General features: G+C 47.8%; 20 protein-coding genes, 1 tRNA gene, 1 pseudogene and 1 other annotated feature. Of the genes and pseudogenes, 17 read left to right on the top strand and 5 right to left on the bottom strand.

What is annotated here, in order from left to right; all coding sequences use genetic code 11:
• Positions 1-9: 9 nt before the first annotated feature.
• The 3 genes from QMD66_05760 to QMD66_05750 are packed head-to-tail and all read left to right on the top strand — an operon-like array spanning position 10 to position 3,526.
• The gene (locus tag QMD66_05760; protein ID MDI6822343.1) at positions 10-2,229 is read left to right on the top strand and encodes a hypothetical protein; all 2,220 of its coding nucleotides are present in this window, start codon (positions 10-12) and stop codon (positions 2,227-2,229) included.
• Positions 2,230-2,262: 33 nt separating this feature from the next.
• Positions 2,263-2,565 carry a YtxH domain-containing protein gene (locus tag QMD66_05755; GenBank protein MDI6822342.1) on the top strand — a complete coding sequence of 101 codons (303 nt, stop codon included), beginning with the start codon at positions 2,263-2,265 and terminating at the stop codon, positions 2,563-2,565.
• 19 nt (positions 2,566-2,584) lie between these two features.
• Positions 2,585-3,526, top strand: coding sequence for a D-alanine--D-alanine ligase (locus tag QMD66_05750; GenBank protein MDI6822341.1), 942 nt, complete (start codon positions 2,585-2,587; stop codon positions 3,524-3,526).
• Between the two features lies 1 nt (position 3,527).
• Here the strand turns inward: QMD66_05750 and QMD66_05745 are convergent, their stop codons facing one another.
• Complete coding sequence (locus QMD66_05745; protein MDI6822340.1) at positions 3,528-6,215, bottom strand: calcium-translocating P-type ATPase, SERCA-type; 2,688 nt, start codon at positions 6,213-6,215, stop codon at positions 3,528-3,530.
• A 211-nt stretch (positions 6,216-6,426) separates the two neighbouring features.
• Between QMD66_05745 and QMD66_05740 the strand changes: the two genes are divergently transcribed.
• The 5 genes from QMD66_05740 to QMD66_05720 all read left to right on the top strand — a co-directional run bounded on the left by QMD66_05740 (position 6,427) and on the right by QMD66_05720 (position 11,061).
• Positions 6,427-6,858 carry a hypothetical protein gene (locus tag QMD66_05740; protein ID MDI6822339.1) on the top strand — a complete coding sequence of 144 codons (432 nt, stop codon included), beginning with the start codon at positions 6,427-6,429 and terminating at the stop codon, positions 6,856-6,858.
• Between the two features lie 143 nt (positions 6,859-7,001).
• Positions 7,002-8,102, top strand: a complete 1,101-nt coding sequence (fbp, locus tag QMD66_05735) for a fructose-1,6-bisphosphate aldolase/phosphatase (GenBank protein MDI6822338.1) — start codon at positions 7,002-7,004, stop codon at positions 8,100-8,102.
• Between the two features lie 13 nt (positions 8,103-8,115).
• Positions 8,116-9,282, top strand: coding sequence for a polysaccharide deacetylase family protein (locus QMD66_05730; protein MDI6822337.1), 1,167 nt, complete (start codon positions 8,116-8,118; stop codon positions 9,280-9,282).
• The gene (locus QMD66_05725) at positions 9,269-10,150 is read left to right on the top strand and encodes a polysaccharide deacetylase family protein (GenBank protein ID MDI6822336.1); all 882 of its coding nucleotides are present in this window, start codon (positions 9,269-9,271) and stop codon (positions 10,148-10,150) included. The genes QMD66_05730 and QMD66_05725 overlap by 14 nt, the downstream gene beginning before the upstream one ends.
• A 71-nt stretch (positions 10,151-10,221) precedes the next feature.
• The gene (locus tag QMD66_05720) at positions 10,222-11,061 is read left to right on the top strand and encodes a mechanosensitive ion channel (protein ID MDI6822335.1); all 840 of its coding nucleotides are present in this window, start codon (positions 10,222-10,224) and stop codon (positions 11,059-11,061) included.
• A gap of 90 nt (positions 11,062-11,151) precedes the next feature.
• On the opposite strand, the gene QMD66_05715 is transcribed toward QMD66_05720, so the two are convergent.
• Both QMD66_05715 and QMD66_05710 read right to left on the bottom strand, forming a co-directional pair.
• Positions 11,152-12,021 (bottom strand): HAD hydrolase family protein, encoded by an 870-nt coding sequence (locus QMD66_05715; GenBank protein ID MDI6822334.1) that lies wholly within the window; start codon positions 12,019-12,021, stop codon positions 11,152-11,154.
• Between the two features lie 59 nt (positions 12,022-12,080).
• Complete coding sequence (locus QMD66_05710; GenBank protein MDI6822333.1) at positions 12,081-13,073, bottom strand: glucosyl-3-phosphoglycerate synthase; 993 nt, start codon at positions 13,071-13,073, stop codon at positions 12,081-12,083.
• Positions 13,074-13,291: 218 nt separating this feature from the next.
• On the opposite strand from QMD66_05710, the gene galT reads away from it, so the two are divergent.
• The 4 genes and pseudogenes from galT (at position 13,292) to QMD66_05690 (ending at position 15,785) form a co-directional block, all read left to right on the top strand.
• A complete protein-coding gene (galT, locus tag QMD66_05705; GenBank protein MDI6822332.1) occupies positions 13,292-14,299 on the top strand; it encodes a galactose-1-phosphate uridylyltransferase in 1,008 nt (335 codons plus the stop codon).
• A 2-nt stretch (positions 14,300-14,301) separates the two neighbouring features.
• Positions 14,302-14,595: pseudogene (locus QMD66_05700) on the top strand (SNF2-related protein).
• 89 nt (positions 14,596-14,684) lie between these two features.
• Positions 14,685-14,918, top strand: coding sequence for a hypothetical protein (locus tag QMD66_05695; protein ID MDI6822331.1), 234 nt, complete (start codon positions 14,685-14,687; stop codon positions 14,916-14,918).
• 99 nt (positions 14,919-15,017) lie between these two features.
• Entirely contained in the window at positions 15,018-15,785 is a 768-nt protein-coding gene (locus QMD66_05690) for a site-specific integrase (protein MDI6822330.1), read from the top strand.
• Here QMD66_05690 and QMD66_05685 read toward each other — a convergent pair.
• Positions 15,786-15,862, bottom strand: a tRNA-Arg gene (locus QMD66_05685).
• 58 nt (positions 15,863-15,920) lie between these two features.
• The gene (locus tag QMD66_05680) at positions 15,921-16,790 is read right to left on the bottom strand and encodes a transposase family protein (GenBank protein MDI6822329.1); all 870 of its coding nucleotides are present in this window, start codon (positions 16,788-16,790) and stop codon (positions 15,921-15,923) included.
• A gap of 477 nt (positions 16,791-17,267) precedes the next feature.
• Between QMD66_05680 and QMD66_05675 the strand changes: the two genes are divergently transcribed.
• From QMD66_05675 to QMD66_05655, 5 genes are all read left to right on the top strand, one after another.
• The gene (locus tag QMD66_05675) at positions 17,268-17,552 is read left to right on the top strand and encodes a helix-turn-helix domain-containing protein (GenBank protein ID MDI6822328.1); all 285 of its coding nucleotides are present in this window, start codon (positions 17,268-17,270) and stop codon (positions 17,550-17,552) included.
• A gap of 268 nt (positions 17,553-17,820) precedes the next feature.
• A complete protein-coding gene (locus QMD66_05670) occupies positions 17,821-18,309 on the top strand; it encodes an IS630 family transposase (protein MDI6822327.1) in 489 nt (162 codons plus the stop codon).
• A 229-nt stretch (positions 18,310-18,538) separates the two neighbouring features.
• Positions 18,539-18,778 (top strand) — a binding site (T-box leader).
• A 53-nt stretch (positions 18,779-18,831) separates the two neighbouring features.
• Positions 18,832-20,079 (top strand): PLP-dependent aminotransferase family protein, encoded by a 1,248-nt coding sequence (locus tag QMD66_05665; protein MDI6822326.1) that lies wholly within the window; start codon positions 18,832-18,834, stop codon positions 20,077-20,079.
• Between the two features lie 10 nt (positions 20,080-20,089).
• Entirely contained in the window at positions 20,090-20,995 is a 906-nt protein-coding gene (locus tag QMD66_05660) for a PhzF family phenazine biosynthesis protein (protein MDI6822325.1), read from the top strand.
• 12 nt (positions 20,996-21,007) lie between these two features.
• Entirely contained in the window at positions 21,008-21,946 is a 939-nt protein-coding gene (locus QMD66_05655) for a D-alanine--D-alanine ligase (GenBank protein MDI6822324.1), read from the top strand.
• Positions 21,947-22,240: the final 294 nt, after the last annotated feature.

Genomic DNA, 22,240 nt, shown 5'->3' with positions numbered 1-22,240 from the left:
GGGAGAGAAATGACCACCAAATTGAGGAGAAATTGCCTCTTTTTTATCCCAGTTTTTCTGGTTATTGGATTATTCTCCCTGTTCTGCCCCGTGAGGACAGAGGCAAGAGAGAGCAGAAAGGTCATTCTCATTGTCATCGATGGGGTTGGCATCGAGGATTTAAGCCACCGTGATTTAATCCATCTCCATGGGCTGATCGAAAAAGGCGCCATGGGATTGATGAACACCAGGACGGCTTCGAGGATATCCCCTACTAACAATTATCTTTCCATTGGAGCGGGAGCGAAAGCGGAAGGCGGAGCCCTTGGGGGTTTAGCCTTCAATTCCTCTGAGGTTTATGAAACAAATCCCACCGGTGAAATCTTCTGGCAGCGGACGGGGATAAAACCCCCGCCAGATGGAGTAGTCACTTTGACCATTGCCAAGATTTCCCGCCAAAACGCAAGACTTCCTTGGAATATTTTTCCAGGAAGTTTGGGGACGGCATTGAAGGAGGCGAAGCTCAAAGCGGGTGTCCTCGGAAACGCCGATGTGGATCAAGAATTCCATCGAGAGATATCCTTAATATCCATGGATCAGCTGGGGAGAACTCCTTTTGGGGATGTTGGACGGAATATTCTTCGAAAAAATCCCATGAGCCCAGGTGGTTGGCAAACGGACTACGATGTTCTCCTTTCCAAATCCCTTCATCTCTTGAGAAAAGTCGATTTTCTGGCGATAGAGACGGGCGACACATCGCGGGTCAATGCCTGCTCCCCACTGCTCATGGATTGGAAGGTATCCAGTGAGAGAAAATCCGCTTTAAAGCGAGCAGATGAGTTCATCGGGAGGCTAATCTCGCGGATTGACCTGGGCAAGACCCTCATCATTGTGGTTACACCCACCCCACCGATTGAGATGATCAAGGAGGGCAATAGTCTCACACCCATCATCGTGGCTGGGGGAGGCATAAAGCCGGGGGTACTCACCTCTGAAACCACGAGAAGCCATGGAATTGTGAGCAACATCGACATTACCCCGACCATACTTTCATACCTCGAAGCCAAAATTTCCAGCGAAATGTTGGGATGCCCTCTCCAATCGGAACCACAAGACCAACCCATTTCCTATTTGCTCTCCCTCAATGAGCGAATATTCAATAGGTCTAAAATTCGCGTCCCCGCACTAAAAATGTACGTTACCACCATCGCACTCGTTCTGATCATCTCCACCATACTTTTGCTTATGGGTACGACTCGCAAGCGACTCAGAGCTCTGCAATTTCTGTTGCTGTGGCTTATCTGTGTCCCTGTCACCTTGCTTTTTTTGCCTTTTTCGATCTATTCTTCTCTCGCTTTGACTATGATTTTGGCCTTCCTGGGAAGTGCGGTGGTTGTGTTAATAAGTTTGTTGCCGTGTCTGCCGACAGGCAGGTCTGGAAGGAGAGCCCTTTCACCTATCATCTTCATAACCTTGCTCACTTCAGGCGTGCTTTTGCTGGATGTGCTCACGGGATCTCATCTCATGCAGCGTTCGATAATAGGATATTGCCCCATTATCGGGGCACGATTCTACGGTATAGGCAACGAATGCATGGGGATTTTAATCGGTTCAAGCATCGCTGGAATTACCGCGCTCCTGGAGATACCAAATTTTACTCGAAAATCCCATGTAAAGCTAGCTGGGCTGACCTTTCTGTGCCTGGTAGTCATATTCGGGCATCCAGCTCTGGGGACCAATGTCGGAGGAGCCATAGCCGCAGTTGTGGGATATCTTACCACCTATTTTGGGCTTCTGAAGCGCAAGATATCTTTGAAATTGATTCTCTTCATCGCCCTTGCGGTAATCATTGCTCTTGCATTCCTTATATTCCTCGATTTATTCGGGATATCGCCCCCATCCCATCTGGGGAAGGCCATCACCCTAATTCGAAAAGGAGGCTTAAGTGAGGGATTAAAGATAATTCAACGCAAGTTTGCCATGAATGTCAAGGGAACCAGGTACACTTTCTGGACGAGGGTCTTGATAGCGGTATTGGTGATTTTCCCCATTTTAATAATTCGACCGGCTGGTATCTTAAAGAAGATAAAAGGCGATTATCCCTGTCTCACTTCGGGGTTAATGGGCATAGCGGTTGCCAGCATTGTTGCCTTTATCTTCAACGATACGGGAGCAGCTGCTGCTGCAACTACCTGCATTTTTGCCGTCGTAACCCTCTTGTATATTATAATAGAAGAGCAAAGGACTTAACTATAAGAAAATCGAGGCAATGGGAGGAATGAGATGGAGGATCGGCGATTCGGCTATGAGGAATTCGGATTGGGACTCCTGCTCGGTGTAGCCTTGGGTTCCGTAATTGGTCTGCTCTTAGCTCCTCAATCTGGAGCGGCAACGAGAGAGAAGATCACCAGCAAGGCAACGGATCTGAAAACCTCTGTGCAAGAGCTCATTGAGCAAGCCGGGAAGAGCTTGGAACAGGCAGCAGCCAAGGGCGAAAGTGCCCTTGGGCTCGAGGGCAGGAGCATGAGACGGAAGCTGGATAAACTCAGGGCAGAGCTGGAGAAATATAATTTGAACAAGGTTTAAAAAGAGGACAAATTCGGTCATGAACACTAAGCCAAAAGTGGCTGTTTTAATGGGCGGACGGTCCGCGGAGCGAGAAATTTCCATAATGACTGGAGAGGAAATATATAAAGCTCTGGTTCAGAAGGGTTACCCGGCGGTCAAAGTATATTTGGATGAAAATGTGGTCGAGAATTTAAAGAGGGAAAGGGTGGATGTGGTATTCATCGCCCTCCATGGACGATACGGAGAGGATGGAACTGTCCAAGGAATGTTGGAGATCCTGGGATTGCCATATACCGGTTCGGGGGTTCTGGCCAGCGCTTTAGGCATAAATAAAATTATGGCCAAAAGGATTTTTAAGGCTTCCGGAGTGAACACCGCCGATTTTTGCACTATCTCTCAAGAGGAATACAAAAAAGATCCGGCTTCAGTCAGGGAGAAGCTGATCGGAGAGATCAGTTTTCCCATGGTCATTAAGCCCGCGCGGGAGGGCTCGACCATTGGTTTGAGTGTGGTTCAGAAAGCTGATCAACTCCATGCTGCCCTTCAAGATGCTTTCGGGTACGATGAGCAACTTTTAGTGGAGAAATTCATCGAAGGAACGGAGGTCACCGTGGGCATCTTGGGCGATAAAGACCCCGAGGCATTGCCCACTTTAGAGGTCATCTCCAAAAAAGGGATATATGACTACCAGGCAAAATATACACCAGGCATGAGCGAGCATATCATCCCCGCTCGCATTCCCCCCGAGCACCAAAGAGCGGTTCAGGAAATGGCACTCAAGGCCCATAAGGCTCTGGGTTGTCGGGGATTCTCTCGAGTGGACACCATTGTTACCAGGGAAGGGATTCCCTATATTTTGGAGGTAAATACCATTCCCGGGATGACCAGCTTAAGCCTCTTCCCCGATGCAGCCAGAGCGGCGGGTATCCCATTCCCCGATTTGGTCTCCAAAATAGTGGAAATGGCGCTGGAGAAGTAAATCATTTCCTTATTGCATTCCTTAGCGCATCGACGATTATCAGTGGAACCAAAGAAGCCGTGAGGATTATACCCCATTCCCTGGTGCCGAGAAACGCCGTGTGAAAGATGGATTGAAGCGGGGGAATGTACAGCACTCCCAAGTGGAGAATTATTGAACCCCAAATTGCAGCGAGAAGAGGCTTATTGGCTAGGGAGTGGAGGGTAAAAACCGAGTGCCGCTCACATCTAAAGTTCAAAGTGTGGAGGATTTGTGCAAGTACCATCGCCGTGAAAACCATGGATTGAGCGCTTCGAAGAGGGATCTTCAACCAGAATAGGCCGGCCATGAAGGCGAATAGAGCCCCTAAGGCAAGCACCAACCCCTGCCAAAGAATTTGTAACTGTCTTTCTTTGGTCAGTATGCCTTCACCAATTTGGCGGGGAGGACGGTGCATAAGATCTGGGGCCGGTGGATCCGTTCCCAAAGCCAGGGCGGGAAGACCATCGGTTACAAGATTTATCCAAAGTATCTGAATGGGCAGAAGCGGTAAGGGAAGTCCTGCAATCATGGCTAAAAACATGGTTAGAACCTCGCTAACGTTGCAGGAAAGAAGGAACAGAATGAATTTTTTGATGTTATCAAAGATCGATCTACCCTCGCGTATTGCGGTGACGATGGTGGCGAAGTTATCGTCGGTGAGGGTGATGTCGGAAGCTTCCTTGGTGACATCCGTTCCCGCTATCCCCATGGCTATACCAATATCCGCCATTTTAACCGCGGGAGCGTCGTTTACCCCATCACCAGTCATCCCCACGATGTGACCTCGATTTTTAAATGCCTTGATTATCTTGATCTTATCCTTTGGATCAACTCTCGCATAAACGGCGATTTCCTCAATCCTTGAAGTCAATTCCTCCTCGGATATTTCTTTGAGTTCCGGGCCGGTTATGACCTGTTTGCGATCGAGGAGATCGATCTCTTTGGCTATGGTTTCGGCAGTCAATTTATGGTCGCCGGTGACCATAGCCACCTGCACTTTGGCCTTGTGACAGGTCTTTATGGCTCCATAGACCTCGCTTCTTGGGGGATCGGTCATGCCCACGAGCCCAACAAATGTCAGATCCTTTTCTAACGCCTCCGGTTCAATCTCTGGTGGTTCAGAAAATTCCCTGTAGGCCATGGCCAGAACGCGGTAACCCCTCCGAGCCATACTGCCATTTTTGTGCAACAATCCCTTGCGCTCCTCTTCTGAGAGCGGTTTGATGCCGCCCCTATATATATTGGAGCACCGAGTCAAAACTACCTCGGGGGCTCCTTTAACCAAAGCCACATAACCCTCGACCCTCGACTCTTGACCTACCTGCCGGCAGGCAGGGCCGCCGACTAATTTATGAACCGTGGTCATCCTCTTGCGTTCAGAATCGAAGGGAATCTCATTTAAGCGTGGTGCTTGTTTTTCAAGCGCATCCTTCTTTAAGCCTACTTTCTCTGCGGCGATAAGAAGAGCTCCTTCGGTGGGATCTCCTACCGGTTTTCCATCTCGGAAACGAGCATCGTTGCAGAGAGCAGCGATTTTAAAGAGGAGAATGATGTTCTCAGAGGGAGCAATCTCCTTGCCATTGATCCTTAGCCGGCCTTCATCCGTTAATTTCCACATTTTATCTTCGAGGTAGATGAGATTTACGGTCATCTGGTTTTTGGTAAGCGTGCCCGTTTTATCGGTGCAGATCGCTGTGGCAGAGCCCAAGGTTTCCACCGCATGCAATCTCCGAACTATGGCATTTTTTTTCGCCATATTTTGGACTCCCAAAGCTAGGGTAACCGTGACTACCGCGGGGAGCCCTTCGGGGATGGCCGCTACGGCTAGGCTCACCGCGGCGAGAAACATGAGCGCCCAACTAAATCCCCTCAATATTCCACTGAGGAAAACAACGGAGCATACCAGCAAGCAGAGAAGAGCTATTCTCTTCCCCACTCTTTTGAGTTCCTTTTGAAGGGGGGTCTTCTCCCCTGCAACCTGAAGCATCCCCGCAATCTGACCCATTTCCGTGGACTTTCCAGTGGCCACGACCACAGCCTTTGCTCTTCCCCGAGCTGCAGCCGTTCCCATATACACCATATTTTTCCTATCTCCCAAAGGGAGAAGAGGATTGGAGACGGGTTTCGTGTGTTTGTTGACGGGTTGTGATTCGCCGGTGAGGGCAGATTCATCCGTGGCAAAGGCGGTGCATTCCATGATTCTGGCATCTGCGGGCACATGATCCCCCGTTTGAAGCAGGATGAGGTCTCCGGGAACGAGCTCTTTTGCCGGTATCTCCATCTCTTGACCCAGGCGAATAACCTTAGCCGTTGGAGCAGTGAGCCTCTTGAGAGCTTCCATGGCTTTTTCCGCTCTGAATTCCTGCACGAATCCTAAAATGGCATTGAGGATGAGTATGGCTGAAATCGCCAATGCATCAACGAGCTCCTTTAGCAGGAGCCCAGAAATGATGATGGCGACGATGAGCACATACACCAGAAAGTCTTTAAATTGGGAGAGAAAGATTTGGAGCGGAGTGGGCTTTTTCTCTTCTTCAAGCTCATTGAGGCCGAAACGAATCAGCCTATTCTGAGCCTGCTCGGGATGCAAACCCGCCTTTACATCCGTCTTCAGGATGCTCTCAATTTCTCTTATCTTCAGAGTGTGCCAATATTTGTTTTCGGGCATGAAGACATCTTTTTACCAAAAATTACAGCAATAAATATTGCTGCTTGTCAAAGTATACATTAAATTATTGGTAAAGACCAGGGTTCGAATTGCCTCACCTAAAATGTACATCAAATCCAATCGTTGCCTCAAATAAAAAAGTACTTGAAATGGATTGGAGGTTTGGTTGTCTCCTTAAAATGGATCACTTTTTGGAGGAGAGGAGGCAACCATGGGACTGAGCATGAGACAAAGACAGGCGATCACCAAAGAGCTCGCCTTGAGCTACCGAAGGGTGGGCAAGAAGAAAAAGGGGGGAGATCCTCACCTGTACACAAATTTCTTCCAACCGACGATGAAGCTCGTTGAGAAGACAAGAGTTGGCAGTAAGGTCAAAAAGAGATATGATCGGGCAAAGACACCCTTTAAGCGGGTATTAGAATCACCACATGTCCCCGAAGAAAACAAGGAGAGGCTCAAGGGGGAGTATGTTACACTTAATCCTGCGGAGCTCAAAAGAAAGATCACCAAACTACAGACAGAACTATTGAAGCTGGCGACCTCAAGGGAAAAGTTGAGAGGAAAACAAGAGAAAGGAAACAAAGATTTCGAATACATTTTTGATGAGGCAACGAATACTCATTTCGAATACCTTTTTACATGAGGCAACAAGGGTTGGTGTTAGGCTGTTTTAATGGTAGCTTTAGAGGGGAACTTCTAAGAGCTTAAAAAGGAGGGAGGAAAACCAGGGACGTTCCAGAAAAATATTGAGAGGCGCAAGAAAAATCAATAGGAGGGATAAACACGATGGGAGAAAAGATAACCTTAAGCGTTATTAAAGCAGATGTAGGAGGCTTTGTCGGGCACTCCGATGTACACCCGGCATTGCTCAAAAAAGCTGAGGAGTGTCTGGCTGAAGTCAAGAAAAAGGGATTGCTCATCGACTACTGCAGGAGCAAGGTGGGCGACGATATCGCCCTGATCATGACCCACAAGCGAGGGGTTGATGATGTAGAAATCCACCGCTTTGCCTGGGAGACCTTTGAGAAGGTTACCGAGGTTGCGAGGGAGTATGGACAGTATGGAGCCGGCCAAGACCTTTTAGCCGAGGCATTTTCGGGTAACGTCAAGGGCATGGGACCGGGCGTGGCCGAGATTGAATTCGTGGAACGGGAAAGTGAACCGGTCATCATCTTCCTGGCGGACAAGACCGAACCCGGTGCTTGGAACTATCCGCTTTTCAAGATGTTCGCTGATCCCTTTAATACCGCAGGCCTGGTCATAGACCCGAAGATGCACGATGGTTTCAATTTCGAGGTGGATGACCTCATTGAAAAGAGGAAAATAATGTTCTCCTGTCCCGATGAACTTTATGATATACTCGTCTTCATTGGGGCACCGGGACGATTCGTGATAAAATATGTCTTCCGCAAGGACGGCGAGGTCGCTGCGGCCACCTCAACTCAGCGCTTATCCCTCATCGCCGGAAGGTATGTGGGCAAAGATGATCCGGTGATGATCGTGAGATGTCAAAGTGGTTTGCCCGCTGTGGGCGAGGTCTTGGAGCCTTTTTCCATGCCTCACCTCGTTGCCGGTTGGATGCGAGGTTCTCACCACGGTCCATTGATGCCCGTTTCCTTTAAAAGTGACACACCAACCAGGTTTGATGGTCCTCCTCGTGTGGTTGCCCACGGCTTTCAACTATCGAGGGGGAGACTCATCGGTCCCAGGGACATTTTCGCCGATCCCGCCTTTGACCGTGCCCGGAGCATCGCCCTCAGGGTTGCGGACTACATTCGAAGGCATGGACCCTTTGAACCCCATCGCTTACCCTTGGAGGAGATGGAATACACCACCATGCCTTCGGTGATGGAGAAGCTCAAAGATAGATTCGTGGCCGTTGAGTGAGAATTTCATTTTTGTGGGGTTAATTAAGATTGAGCCGTTAAAAACAAAACTCATGATCTTGCCAATCTTTGTGGGTGGAATAATATTTTTTTCCCGCCCATACATCCCCGCAAGGCTCAATGGCGAACCTTTCTTGGTGAGAAGGGGAATCACCATAGGGCAGATGTTAAAGGGGAAGCGGATGCACCTCAAAAGAGGCGATCTTTACGATACGAATGGCCAGTTACTGGGGGAAGGATGTGGCGAACCACCCATTATCTGGTTGAATGGTCGCCGTGCAGGACTACGGGCTGTAGTAAAAAATGGGGATTCGATCATTGCCGCAAACGGTGGGCATCGAAGGGAGCGGGAACTGGAGAGAGTAAGGCTGACTTCCTCCAACTGTAGGGTGGTTGGGAGGGGAGCGATTCTCTCCCTCATCCAGGAGGGACTACCGGGCATCGAAATCGAAAGGACGAAGGCTTACACGGGGAAACTGTGCTCAAGAAGGATGATCAGGTCTCCTCGATCCACAATTTTTCATAGAACAGACCTCCCAACCGTAGGAAAGATCGCCTTGACCTTCGATGATGGTCCCGACCCCAAATATACACCAAAGGTGCTCGAAATTTTGAGGCAAAATGGAATTAAGGCCACATTCTTTGTCATCGGCGAGCGAGTTAAACGTTATCCCGAGATAATTAGAGAGGAAATTATGGAGGGCCACGAGATAGGAAATCACACCCTTTCTCACCCTAACCTACCGAGATGCAACTGTGAACGAATACATGTTGAAATTGAAGGCTGTGAGGAGATTCTTCGGCGTCTGGGCGCTCCAAAGCCCCGCTATTTCCGTCCCCCAAAGGGAGCAATAAATGGCGAAGTCTTCAAGATTGCACGAGAGAAAGGCTATCAAGTCATCCTATGGTCCGTTGCAATGGAAAATAGCTCGGTATCGAGCTCGAAGGAAATGCAAAAGAGAGTGGTTGAAGGCATCGGAGAAGGGGGAGTCATTTTGGCTCACGACGGAGGACTGGATAGAACGATGACCATAAGGGCTTTACCCGGTATAATTAAAAAATTGAAGGAGAGAGGATTTAAGTTTGTCACCCTCTCAGAACTCTTCCAATCCTGCGGATCTGAAGTGATCGACGATTTGACCCCGGAACTTGAAGGAGGGTCGGGATTTGAAACATACTAGATACAAACTAATCCGCCGCTGGTTACTCACCTTGGCCTTGGTTCTCGTATCCGTGGTTTTATTGAGGCAAACCGCTGGGGGGAAACTTCAGGAAATTGAACGACTCTTGCAGATCATTTTCTTGACCTTGAGTGTCTCACTTTTTTTGCTCGCCATTTTTCTGACTTATTATGTCTATCACGGTTTTGGTTCTCAGGAGGGAATATTCAGAGGGGACCCTCATGAACGTCTGGTCTCCATAAGCTTCGATGATGGTCCCAACCCCATATACACGCCTCAAATCCTCGATATATTAAAGGCAAAAGGTGTTAAGGCGACCTTTTTTGTGTTGGGCAGGCAGGTGGAGAAATATCCCGATATCGCCAGGAGGATAGTTGAGGAGGGCCACGATATCGGCAATCACACTTACTCTCACCGAGAATTAGTTCCGTCCACGAGGAGAATTGTTCTAAATCAGGTGAGGAAGGCCGATAGGGCGATCCAAAAAGCCACCGGCGTTAAAACTCGCCTCTTTCGTCCCCCTCGAGGAATGTATAGCAATGCCCTGCGGAAGATACTCCGAGAGGAGGGATATAGGATAATTTTGTGGACGGTGAGTACCGCTGACTGGAGTGGCATAAGCGCCAAAGCGATACTCCATCGGATTAAGCTATATGTGAGAAGGGGAGGGACAATTCTATTCCATGACAGCGGAGCCCTCTTTAGAAATGAGGGTGCTTCCCGTGAAAACACCGTACAGGCACTTCCCATGGTCATCGATTATCTCCAACAGAAAGGTTTCAAGATCGTTCCGATATCCGAGATGCTTAAGATGAGCGAAGGATTGATTGAAGAAGCGAAGGAATTCGAGCTATTCGAGGAGGTGTAAGCGAAATTCTTCCCCAGAGGAGCTGGGACGAGATTTTTAAACGAGTTGCAAAATACACGATCAACAAAGGATTGGCGATCATCGTCATCCTATCTTTAAGCATCGTCGCGTATCGAGTGGGGTGCACGCTTATCCATAGAGTCGTGCATTTCAGGGTGAGGAAGAAAGAGGAGATGACCCCGGAGGCAATCGCCACTCGCAAGAAAGCCCATACACTGGAAACCCTCTTTCAGAATCTGCTGAAATATTTGATCTTCTTCATTTGCGGTTTCATGATCTTAAAAGAATTGGGAGTGGATCCCGTCCCCATGATCGCCGCCGCTGGAGTCGTGGGCATCGCTTTGGGTTTCGGCGCTCAAAGCCTGGTGAGGGATGTGGTCTCCGGATTTTTCATCCTCTTTGAAAGCCAATACGCCGTCGACGACCTGGTGCATTTAAAAGCTGGACCCTATGAAGCCTATGGCATAGTGGAAGAGTTTGGACTCAGAGTAACCAAAATAAGGGATTTAAATGGGAACCTCCATTATGTACCCAATGGGAGTATAGTCGGCGTGGATAGGTACACCCATGGATATCTAGCCTATAATTTGGATTTCACCCTGCCAACCGATATTGAAGAGTCTGAGGCAAAAGAGGCTTTAAGCCACTTGAGTAAAGATTTAGTCCAAAGGCAACACTTTCTCCTAGCCCCGCCAAAGATGCTTGGCGTAATCCCCTTCGCCGATAAGATCCTCGTGAGGATAAGGATTTACATCGTTCCCTTTCAAGACCGGGTCATAGACGAGTGTGTCCAGCACATCTCCCAGGAACTCAAGGCGACTCTAGGTCTTGGAGAAATTCCCCCTCCCGCCATATATCAGATCAGTGAAGAGGCCTTATCCAAATACAAAAAATCGATTGTGATAAAGTAAAAGGGTTTTCTCCGCACTTACCCCTCCCTCGAATGACAAAAGTGTCAACCTAACTCGTTAATATTCAGGTTATGGTTCGCGGGTCAAGGGTCATGGGTTGCGAATGAGCAGCTTGTTCTCGACCAGGAAGTGAATTACTTCGGCCCAGCCGATTCTCATCTCATCATGAGTGAGGAAGACATTTTCCTGGGAAAGAATCTGCCTTCCGATATCGGAATATTTGCCCAAGGCGTTTTTGACTATGAATACGGCTCCCACTTGAGAACTTAGGGCAACATCGGAGGGAGCGTCCCCGATGGCGATAACGGCATTTTTGGGAAGTTTCCTTATCTCTCTATCCTTTTGCACACCCGATGCTTTATCGCTCCATCTTGGCAGCAGATGATAGGCATGGACTTCTGGAATCTCTTTTAAAGAGCCTCTCTGGTTGATAACGCCGTTGTCCACGATCTTAAGATCGGTGAAACTCTTTTCCCGGAGCAACTCATTGGCTTTGGTCACATCGATGTAACCCCTAAACAGGTGGGTGCACTCCTGCCCAACAGACCAGGGAGTATGGTATTCTAAGCGATTTGAAAAGGTTTTAAGGAGAAATTCTGGGGCTTTAGAATTAGCTATGGTATTGAAAACGCTTCCCTCGGTTATTTGAAAGTTCCCCACGTTTAGGATGACCTTTTCGCTCAGGTTATAAACTATTTCACAACCAAGTTCCGCTATATAATTTTTAAAACCTAAGATTCTGGCGTCCCCCAGGAGCTGATTTTTATTCCTCCCGGAAACCATGACCACATCTAAATTGCATTTGTGGGTCAGAATGATGGCTTCCGCCGTTTGCAGGGTATATTCTTTATCCGGTGTTAAAAAGAGGCATCCCCCCGGTCCCAGAAGGGTGCCATCGATGTCCGTGTAAATCACCCTCACTCCATGAATGAGATTTTTTATCTTCTCTGCGCTTTTCACTATCGTTCTTTCTTTTAAGGATCCCATCCCATTTGAGTTGATTATGGATCGACTTCCACCTACATTTCCTCGGCAGATACGGCTAGTTGTTTGCGATAGGCTGTGTATTCGGGGACGCTATTTATGGGCGGCCTTTTCGCTATCTTTATTTCGTTATCAACCAAGGTGTATGTTCCTTCTCGATACTTTACGGTCCGCAGAACTTTATTTAGTCTCGTAAGGAGCCTAATTTTGTTGTCCTCATCGAGGAGCTGAAAGACGGCCTGGTAGATGGCGAAGGCCATCCTCCCCAAGGCTCGAGTTGGCTGATTTGGGTGTATCCGCTTCTCCAAATCCACCTGAGCCATGGACATGAAACCAAATTGGCGCCAAATTTCCACGAGTAGCCCAAATTCCACCGCATATCCCGTATAGAAGGGGACACTTTCCAGCACTTCCCTTCTCCCCGCATATTCGCCGGAAAGAGGTTGAATAAAACAGGCTAGCTCAGGATAGAAGAGATTGAGGATTGGTCTTGCCAAAATTTCGGTGACTCTTCCGCCACCAGTTTCTTTTAAACGCCCCTGTTCCCGAATGGGACGCTGATAAAATCCCTTCACAAAAGCGATTTCTGGATTGTGCAGAAGGGGACCAACCAACCCATATACGAATCGAGGATGGATGTTTTCGATATCGGAATCGATCCAGACAATGATATCACCGGTGAGAACATGTAGACTTTTCCACAACGCCTCTCCCTTCCCCTGCTCGGTACCCATGGATGTCAAGACCTCATCGTCAAAGTAGATTTCCACACCTAACTCCTGCGCTATGGAAACCGTGGCATCTGAGGAGTGGCTATCGATGATGGCGATTTGATCCAAGAGGGGATACTTTTCTACTAAGCTTTCTTTGATGACGGAAATGATTTCTCCAATGGATTTTTCAACATTGAACGTGGGCAGCCCCAAGCTAATGAACAAATCTTGCTCTTTTTTGAGTTTCACTAGCTTGGAAATGTTTGAAAACTGCTTATGGTGGAAGGTACGCTCATTGAACCACTTTTTGATCATGGCCTAAAGCACCTCCTCTTTTTATTTGTACCTGCTTTAGAAAATCCTTCTCATTGCCCGCAGAGTCTCAAGCCAAACCCAGTTTACCATAATTCATCAATTTAAGCTCCGTGAATTTATTATAGCAGGTCCTCACTCTCTTGCTTGAAGCAGTCACATGGTTTACGATAAATTCTAATACCATTAGAAATCCAGACGGTGTAGGAATTGGAGGAAAGATGTCCGAAATCAGAAAGGATCCTACCAGTCACACTTGGATAGTCTTGTCCACCGAACGCGGGAAGAGGCCCAGCGATTTTAGAGAAAGGGAGGTTGGACCACCCAGTGCCTTAAGACCCTGCCCATTTTGCGGTGGTGAGGAGATGGCTCCTCCAGAAGAGGTACATGCCATATGGCCTGGGGAGATAGATAAGCGAACCAAAGGTTGGAAGACACGGGTGCTCCCCAACAAGTATCCAGCCCTTAGGCCTGAAATAGAACTTAGTCAAGCCGAGGCGGATACCATTTATCACCTCTTGAGCGGGGTGGGAGCTCACGAAGTGATCGTGGAGAGCCCAAACCACGAGGATACCCTGGCCACAATGCCCCCAAGTCAGATAGAGGCGGTTATTCGTACTTACTGTCAACGCTATAAGTTTTGGAGAAGGGACCCACGCATCACCTATGTGCTCATTTTTAAGAACTATGGGCTGGCGGCGGGGGCCTCCTTAGAACACCCTCATTCTCAATTGGTAGCTACCCCCATAATTCCACCCAGAATTTTTGAAGAGCTTGAGGAGGCCAAGGACTATTATTTACGGAACAAGGAATGCATTTATTGCAGGATGATAAAGGCGGAAGCGGAAGCTAAAGTGAGTAGAAAGGTACTGGAAAACGATACCATGTTCGCCCTTTGCCCCTTTGCCTCTCGATTTCCCTGCGAGTTGTACATACTTCCAAAGAAACATGCTGCAGCCCTTGAGGAGATAACGCAAAAGGAAGTGAGCGATTTAGCCAAAATGATTTCCAAGGTTTTCCGGAAAATGAGCAAGGTGTTAAATGACCCACCTTATAACCTCATGATTCACGTAGCACCCTTAAGGACACCGGGTTTGCTCTTTTATCACTGGCATATAGAGATAATCCCCAGGTTGACCATGCCCGCAGGATTTGAATGGGGGACGGGAATTTATATCAACATCATTTCACCGGAGGATGCCGCCAAGGCATTGAGGCAAGCCAAATGACCATTGCAGATGATCCTGGTGCGGGCAAAACCATCATGGCAGGACTGATCATCAAAGAATTGAAATTACGCGGTCTTGCAAGGCGGATTCTAGTAGTCGTTCCAGGGCATCTCAAAGACCAATGGAGAAGGGAATTAAAGGAGAAGTTTCAAGAACCCATCACAGTGATTGATAGAGGTTTATTGGGTGCCCACTATGCAGAGAATCCATGGCGAAGGGAGAATCAGGTTATTACATCCATTGACTTTACAAAGAGAAAGGAAATTTTGCCATCCCTTCGAAGCGTTGACTGGGATTAGGTCATAGTTGATGAGGCTTTGCAAGGGCTGATGTTATATATAGCTTTGGTAGGGCAGATGAACTCGACATTGATGCCATTAAGAGATTGGCCAGGAGTCTCTGTCGTTTCTTAAGTCCAGAGGATGCCCTTCAGGTTCAGGTCTCTCTGGACAAAGGTAAAGGTGGTTCTCCCTTGCAATACATTAAGAGTGTCCCCCTGGGAGGGGCATATATCTTAAGGAAGCTCTGGGAGAAGCTTGGGCTTCACAGGGTCATTGTAGAGTCTTTGAAGGAGCGTGAATATCGGGCACCTGTTGAGTGGGCGATCTTAAACGCCTAAGGCGCAAATGAAAGCATCTAGAGGCGCAGTAAATGGCTTGCCAAGAAGCGGAGAGAGGGAAAGCTTTCTTCAACGTCCATTGGATATCACTTGCGGATAATGAAAACCATCTTAAAGAGGGCGGTTATCTGGGGATACCTTGTAAACAATCCAGCACAATATGTGGAAAAGCCCCGGGCTGAAAGGAAGGAGATGGATTTCCTCTCGACTTCCGAGCTTCGAATGTTCCTGGAGAATGTAAAAATCAAGGATCCCGAATACTATCCCCTGTTCTTGACCACGGCTCTTACGGGAATGAGACGCGGAGAGCTTTTGGCCCTGAAGTGGTCGGACATCAATTGGGCCACAAATCAAATCCATGTCAGGCGCTCCCTGGTTTTAGGAAAGCTTCAGGAACCGAAGTCGAAGGCGGCTATAAGGGGAATCATCGTTCCCCCCTATCTTATATCCGTCTTAAAAAGACACAGGCTTTCTTGTCCACCGAGTGAACTCGATCTTGTCTTTCCAAACAAAGAGGGAAAGATAATGGACGCCGAGAATATGGTAAGGCGCCACTTCTTACCGGCTTTAAGGCGTGCCGGTCTTCGCAAGATAAGATTTCACGATCTTCGCCACACCTATACCTCTCTTCTCATCGCCCAGGGAGAAAACCTCAAGTTCATACAGCAGCAGCTAGGGCATTCCTCATTGCAGGTGACTTTGGACAGATACGGGCACTTAATGCCACAGGTGCAACACGGTGCCGGAGAGAGGCTTCAGAGCACTGTCTTTGGCGAATCTGTTAGAAAAATGTTAGAAAAATCAAAAGAGAAAGCATTCTCGACAATGTATACTGAGAATGCCTTCCCCTCTAACCTGCCAAAATAGTGGTGGGACTGGCGCGATTCGAACGCGCGACCTGCTGCTTAGGAGGCAGCCGCTCTATCCAACTGAGCTACAGCCCCGTATGTATCTGTCCTTTGATTATAAGAAGCCCACAAGCAAGGGTCAAGTCTTGTTGCCTCATGTAAAAAGGTATTCGAAATGAGTATTCGTTGCCTCATCAAAAATGTATTCGAAATCTTTGTTTCCTTTCTCTTGTTTTCCTCTCAACTTTTCCCTTGAGGTCGCCAGCTTCAATAGTTCTGTCTGTAGTTTGGTGATCTTTCTTTTGAGCTCCGCAGGATTAAGTGTAACATACTCCCCCTTGAGCCTCTCCTTGTTTTCTTCGGGGACATGTGGTGACTCTAATACCCGCTTAAAGGGTGTCTTTGCCCGATCATATCTCTTTTTGACCTTACTGCCAACTCTTGTCTTCTCAACGAGCTTCATCGTCGGTTGGAAGAAATTTGTGTACACCTCAAATAGTAATAGCTCATTTAACACCTTTAGCTCCTCTTCGGTATCGTACCTTGGGTAGCCCACAGTTTTTCTCACCACAGAATAGTTCTTCTGTTCCACAAAACAGTTGTCATTCTTCCTGTATGGTCTACTTCTGGTGAAGGTGATCTTTTCCCTTCCGCAGAACCTCAAGAGATGAGCATTGATGAACTCAGACCCATTATCTGAATCGATCCCTAAGACATCGAAGGGAACCTTCCTTGTCATCTCTTCAAGGGCCTCAAATACCCACCTCTGGGCCTTGTTTTTAACTGCTTTTGTCTCCGTCCAAGTTGTACAGATGTCAGTGGCATCCAGGGTTTGAATGAAGTCCCCCCTTGTACTTCCTCCATCATGGGAGACCATCTCTATCTCCAAAAATCCCAGCTTTTGCTCATCCCAGTCGGAGAAGGTTCTCACGAGTATCTTGTTTTTGAGTAGGGTTCCCGGTTTTGTGGTCGACCTTCCCTTGAGTTGAAGCTTTCTTTTCTCGTAGCCAAGAAGTCTGTCCATGGTTGCCGGGCTTATCTTAAAAGAGCCTTTCCCTCACCTAATCGCCAATCTCTAGTTCCCCAAATCCCTCCAAAACCGGAACTATCTCGGGAAGGAAGGGATGGAGTCTTTTGCCACAGATGCAGTCGCAGATGATCCAGATCCTCTTTAGGGCCAAGAGGACCTTTTGGTCATATTTCCTCTCGACTTTCCTCTGCCTTTTCTTTCTTTTCCTCCCAGGATTATCACCATATCCTTTCCTTCAAATCTTACCCTTATTTTTCTTCCCCAGTTCCTTAAAAGATATGCGGCATATGAGCGATTGTAACCGGTCAATTTGACGAACTCATCGAGGATCGATTCCTTCTCCTTTTTAGCTGCCCTTTGGTATCTAGTGCCGCATCAAACTTGCGGTAGAATACTTTATCAAGCAACCATTTCCCTTTTTGGATAATGGGAAAGACAGGGTAGTCATCTGTGCCAGAAAAGGAGGAAGAGATGGCAGTCTACGTCAGACCACTTTCGGAGCAAGAGACGCAACACATTTACCACCTGCTTGACAGCAATATCCCTGAGGAGGTGAAGAAGAGACTCCGTATAATCCTTTATTCAAGCCAGGGGTACAAAGCCCCAGAGATAACGCCTAAGGTTAATATCCACCCAAAGACTGTCCGCAAATGGATAAAGGTATATGATCAGCATGGCTTTGAGGGACTTCTCAAAAAAGGGGAAAATGGAGGTCTCCCCCAACTTTTGGGGACTCCATCTGTTGTGAGATCGTAAAGATAGCAACTGCAAGGCCTAAGGATTTGGGTGAGCCAATAACAGCCTGGTCTCTTATGAAACTAAAAGAGTATCTCATCCGGACTGGAGTTGTTTCCTCGATAAGCCATGAAAGCATCCGAAAGATTCTAAAGAAGGAAGGCATCTCCTTTCAGAGAACAAAGACTTGGATGGAGTCAAATGACCCCGAATTTGAGGTTAAAAAAACCGAGTACTTGACCTCTACACCAATCCGCCCAAAGATGGGATCTTACTCTGCTTCGATGAACTGGGGCCAGTTGAGGTTAAGCCTTATCCCGGAAGTTCCTGGCAAAAGAGAGGAAAGCCAGAAAGAATTCCTGCCCGCTACCGCCGGGGCGGAACAAGAAACTTACTCGCAGCCCTTGAGGTTGAAACAGGCAAAGTAAAAGGGAAGATGTTTTCGAGAAAAAGGCATCAAGAAGTAATTGAGTTCTTTGAGGAGTTAAGGAAGGATTATCCTCAAGATATGCTCTACATAATCCTGGATAATTTCTCGGCTCACAAACACAGAGAAGTTTACAAGTGGGCTGAGGAAGATGGCAGAGTTGAGCTTATCTTTCTTCCGACGAACTCAGCTTGGCTCAACCATATCGAGCCATTCTTTCAAAACTTGAAGAGATTTGCTGTTTCTGGCAGTAACTATAAAACCAAACAGGAGTTAGGCGAGGGCATCCTAAGCTATATCGACTATCACAACCAAAAATGTGAAAGGGCTTCCTTGACGAAAGTGGCATAGGGGAGCATTGAGGGGGCACTAGCTTACTTTTTTGGTCACTGCTTTTCTTTCTCCCATGGTTAGTGCCATAATGGTTGATCTTAAAAGGGCAACCTAAAAGCTCACTCCTTTTCAAGTAGATTTTTATTTGAGGCAACGATACAATTTGGAGTAGATTTTAGGTGAGGCAATTCGCAAGTTTGACATCCCTGAGAGTATGTAATATTATTTTTCTAAACCTAAATTTTATCAAAAGGCTTTGAAGGGAAGAGTACGTAAGACCAGCTAGGTGCAAGAGAGTCGGAGGTAGGTGAGAGTCCGATACCAGTATCTTGCGGAAAGCCGTCCCGGAGCCGCCAAGCCGAACGGAAAGTAGGTTTGGACGCGAGCTGCGTTAAAGGCGGAGGTACTATGAGTACTTTCCGAGGTCGGAATCGCAAGGTTCTGGCGAAAAGTGGTGGTACCGCGAGATCAACCTCTCGTCCGCTAGGATGAGAGGTTTTTGTTTAGTATGGTTGAATTCTTTAATGATGGGTGAAATCTATGACCGAATTCAAGTTCGATAAATGGGTGGAATTATATGCCCATAGAACTGCTTCCATGAAATCTTCTGGGATCAGAGATTTGCTGAGCGTCACGGCGAGACCGGATATTATCTCCCTCGCTGGTGGTCTGCCATATACGAGACTCTTTCGCTTTGAGAAGGTAGTTGAGGCCACAGAACATGCCATGCAACGAGAGGGAAGTGCAGCGCTTCAATATGGTCCATCCGAGGGGCATAAGGGATTGAAGAAGCACATAATAAAGCTCATGGAGGAAGAGGGCATAAAGGTCGATTTCGATGATATTTTGGTCACCGACGGGGCACAGCAAGCTTTGGATTTATTGAGCAAGATCTTCATCAATCCCGGCGATAAGATCATCGTGGAGGCACCAAGCTACGTGGGGGCACTCAATGCCTTCGCCAGTTATGAAGCCAATATTGTCTCCATCCCACTGGATAAGGATGGTTTACAGGTTGACCTTTTACAGGAGACCCTCGAAGAGTTTACAAAGAAAGGCGAGGTCCTCAAATTCATTTATTTGGTCCCCAATTTCCACAACCCCGCCGGAGTCACCCTTTCCCTGAAGAGACGCGAGCACCTCTTAAGTTTGGCAAGGGAGCATGGCTTAATCGTTGTGGAGGATAACGCCTACGGACGGCTGAGATTTGAGGGAGAGGACATAAAGAACTTGAAAGCCATGGACGATTCGGTAATTTACGTGGGGACTTTCTCAAAGATATTTTCTCCAGGTTTGAGACTGGGATGGGTTGTGGCGCCAAAACCAATTCTTGAAAAGCTTATATTTGCGAAACAGGCTGCCGACTTGTGCTCAAGCTCCTTCGCCCAAAGAGTCGTGGAGGAATACTTTACCCACAATCTGTGGAAGAGGCATATAGAGAAGTTAGTTGAAATTTATCGGAGCAGGAGGGATGCCATGCTCCAGGCTTTGGAGGAGTTCTTCCCCGACGAGGTGAGATGGACAAAGCCGCAGGGAGGTTTCTTCGTTTGGGTGGCTTTACCGGAGTATGTCGATACCACTGAGATGTTGGCGGAGGCAATTTCAGAAAAGGTCGCCTATGTTCCGGGCCGGGGATTCTTTGCCGATGCGAGCGGTAAGAATTACATGCGTTTGGCCTTTTGTTACCCGGAAGAAGAGGTCATACACGAGGGAATAAAGAGACTTTCCAAGGTCGTTAAAAGGTACATCATACTGTATAAATCGGTGGCTAAGAAATTACACCTTTAGGGGATTTCCCATGAAGAGGATCAGAATCAAACAGGTGGATACCTTCACCTCCGTACCCTTTGCCGGCAATCCCATAGCGGTGGTAACAGAGGGAGACGAGTTGACCGAGGGTGAAATGGCAAAAATTGCTCGAGAAATGGATCTTCAAACGGCATTCATTTTAAAACCCACCGAAAAGAAAGCCGATTTTAAAGTTCGCTTTTACACCCCAAAGACTGAGGTGGATCTCTTAAGTGACGCCAGTATTGCCGCCGTCCACACCATGGTGGAGGAAGCGAGGTTCTTCCCGAAGGGACCCGTCATGAAAATCGTTCAGCAAACGAAGGCTGGGATCCTCCCCATTGAAATTCATTGTCGTGGAGCAGAGATAAGAAAGATCATGACAACGCAGGTAAAACCAGTTTTTGCTCCCTTCGAAGGCTCACTGCAGAGGCTGGCCGATGCTCTTGGAATCGATCCATCGGAGATAGCCGGAGCCAGTTTCCCGGTGGAAATCGTTTCCACCAGCTTGCCCAGGCTCATGGTGCCACTCAAGCACCTACCCACACTTCAGGAAATGAAACCCGATTTTAACTCCCTTACTCAACTCGATGAGGAAATCGGGGCTTGCACTCACGTGTTCACCCTTGAAACGATTTCACCCATTGCCATGGTTCACACGAGATCCTTTGCTCCAAAGCTTGGCATCCCGGAGGAGGTCGCCAGCGGTATCGCCAATGGAGCTTTGGGAGCTTATCTGGTGAAGAATAAGATCATAAGGGGGAACTCACCGCTGACCCTCATCGCTGAGCAAGGGCATGTTCTCAACCGTCCAAGCGAGATCATAGTAGAATTGCACTTCACCGATACGGAGGTTCATCTGATTAAGGTGGGTGGTAAGGCGGTTACGGTCTTTGAAGGAGAAATTTTCCTATAGGGGGAGATGAAGGTGAGAGAGAAAATTGCCGTACTCATGGGAGGTCGCTCTTTGGAAAGGGAGGTATCGCTAAAAAGCGGCCGCAGGATTTCCGACGCCCTTAAGGAAAAGGGATACAAAGTCATACAGCTGGATATAAATGAAAATTTGGTCAATAACCTGCTAAGAGAGCATGTAGAACTGGTATATATCGCCCTTCATGGTAAGTACGGAGAGGATGGAACCGTCCAAGAGCTTCTGGAGATACTGGGTGTCCCTTACACGGGTCCAGGCGTTTACTCAAGTATAGTTGGTTTCGATAAGGTCCTATCAAAGGAAATTTTCCAAATCGAGGGAATCCCCACCCCAAAATTCTACGCGCTGAGCTCAGGGAGCTTTAAGGAGATGGGAGCCTCGGGTGTTCTGGGCGAGGTGATCAAAAAAATAGGTTTACCGATTGTGGTCAAACCCGCCTGCCAGGGTTCGGCTCTGGGCATAAAGTTCGTAAAGACGCCAGAAGAGTTGCCCAGTGCCTTGATTGGAGCCTTGAGTTACGATGATAAGGTGCTTTTGGAGGAATATATCAAGGGGAAAGAAGTGGCCGTAAGCATCATCGGAAACGCTAATCCTAAACCATTACCCGTGGTAGAAATTGTCCCCAAAAAAGAATTCTTCGATTTTGAGTCCATGTATACCATGGGAATGACCGATTACTTCGTGCCTGCAAGGATATCGAAGGAACTCACCGAAAAAGTCCAGAACACCGCGGTTAAAGTTCATCGTATCCTTAGGTGTCGCGATGTCTCACGAGTGGATATGATAATTGGCGAAGATGATGTCCCCTACGTACTTGAGCTCAATACCAGCCCCGGAATGACCGAAACGAGCCTTCTTCCCATGGCCGCCAAAGCGGCGGGAATGGAATTTCCAGATTTGGTGGACAAGCTAGTGAGATTAGCACTTGAAAGATAAATTCAGGTGCATTATTAACAAGATGGGTTAGCACTATGGTCGGGGTGAAGTGCTCCGAAAACACCCCGAAGAACGCTGTCGCGTCTACGGGGCAGGCGCAGTTACGGCCGTTTACCCCGTTGGCGAGTGAAACGAGTCCTTCGGGGCCGCTCGGGTCTCGCCTCGCTACAGAACTGTGAGTCTGTTCAAAAGTTTTCATAAGCGAGGCTCCGACACTTTCTTAACACTTACCCCTCCCTTAAATATATGTGTAAACCAAACTCGTTAATAGTCCAGTTCAGGGTCAGGTATAAT

It is taken from the genome of Actinomycetota bacterium, from assembly GCA_030018275.1.
Classification (GTDB): domain Bacteria; phylum Actinomycetota; class Aquicultoria; order Subteraquimicrobiales; family Subteraquimicrobiaceae; genus Subteraquimicrobium.
Note: the sequence above shows the minus strand (reverse complement) of the source record. Positions and strands in the feature narration are given on the sequence as shown.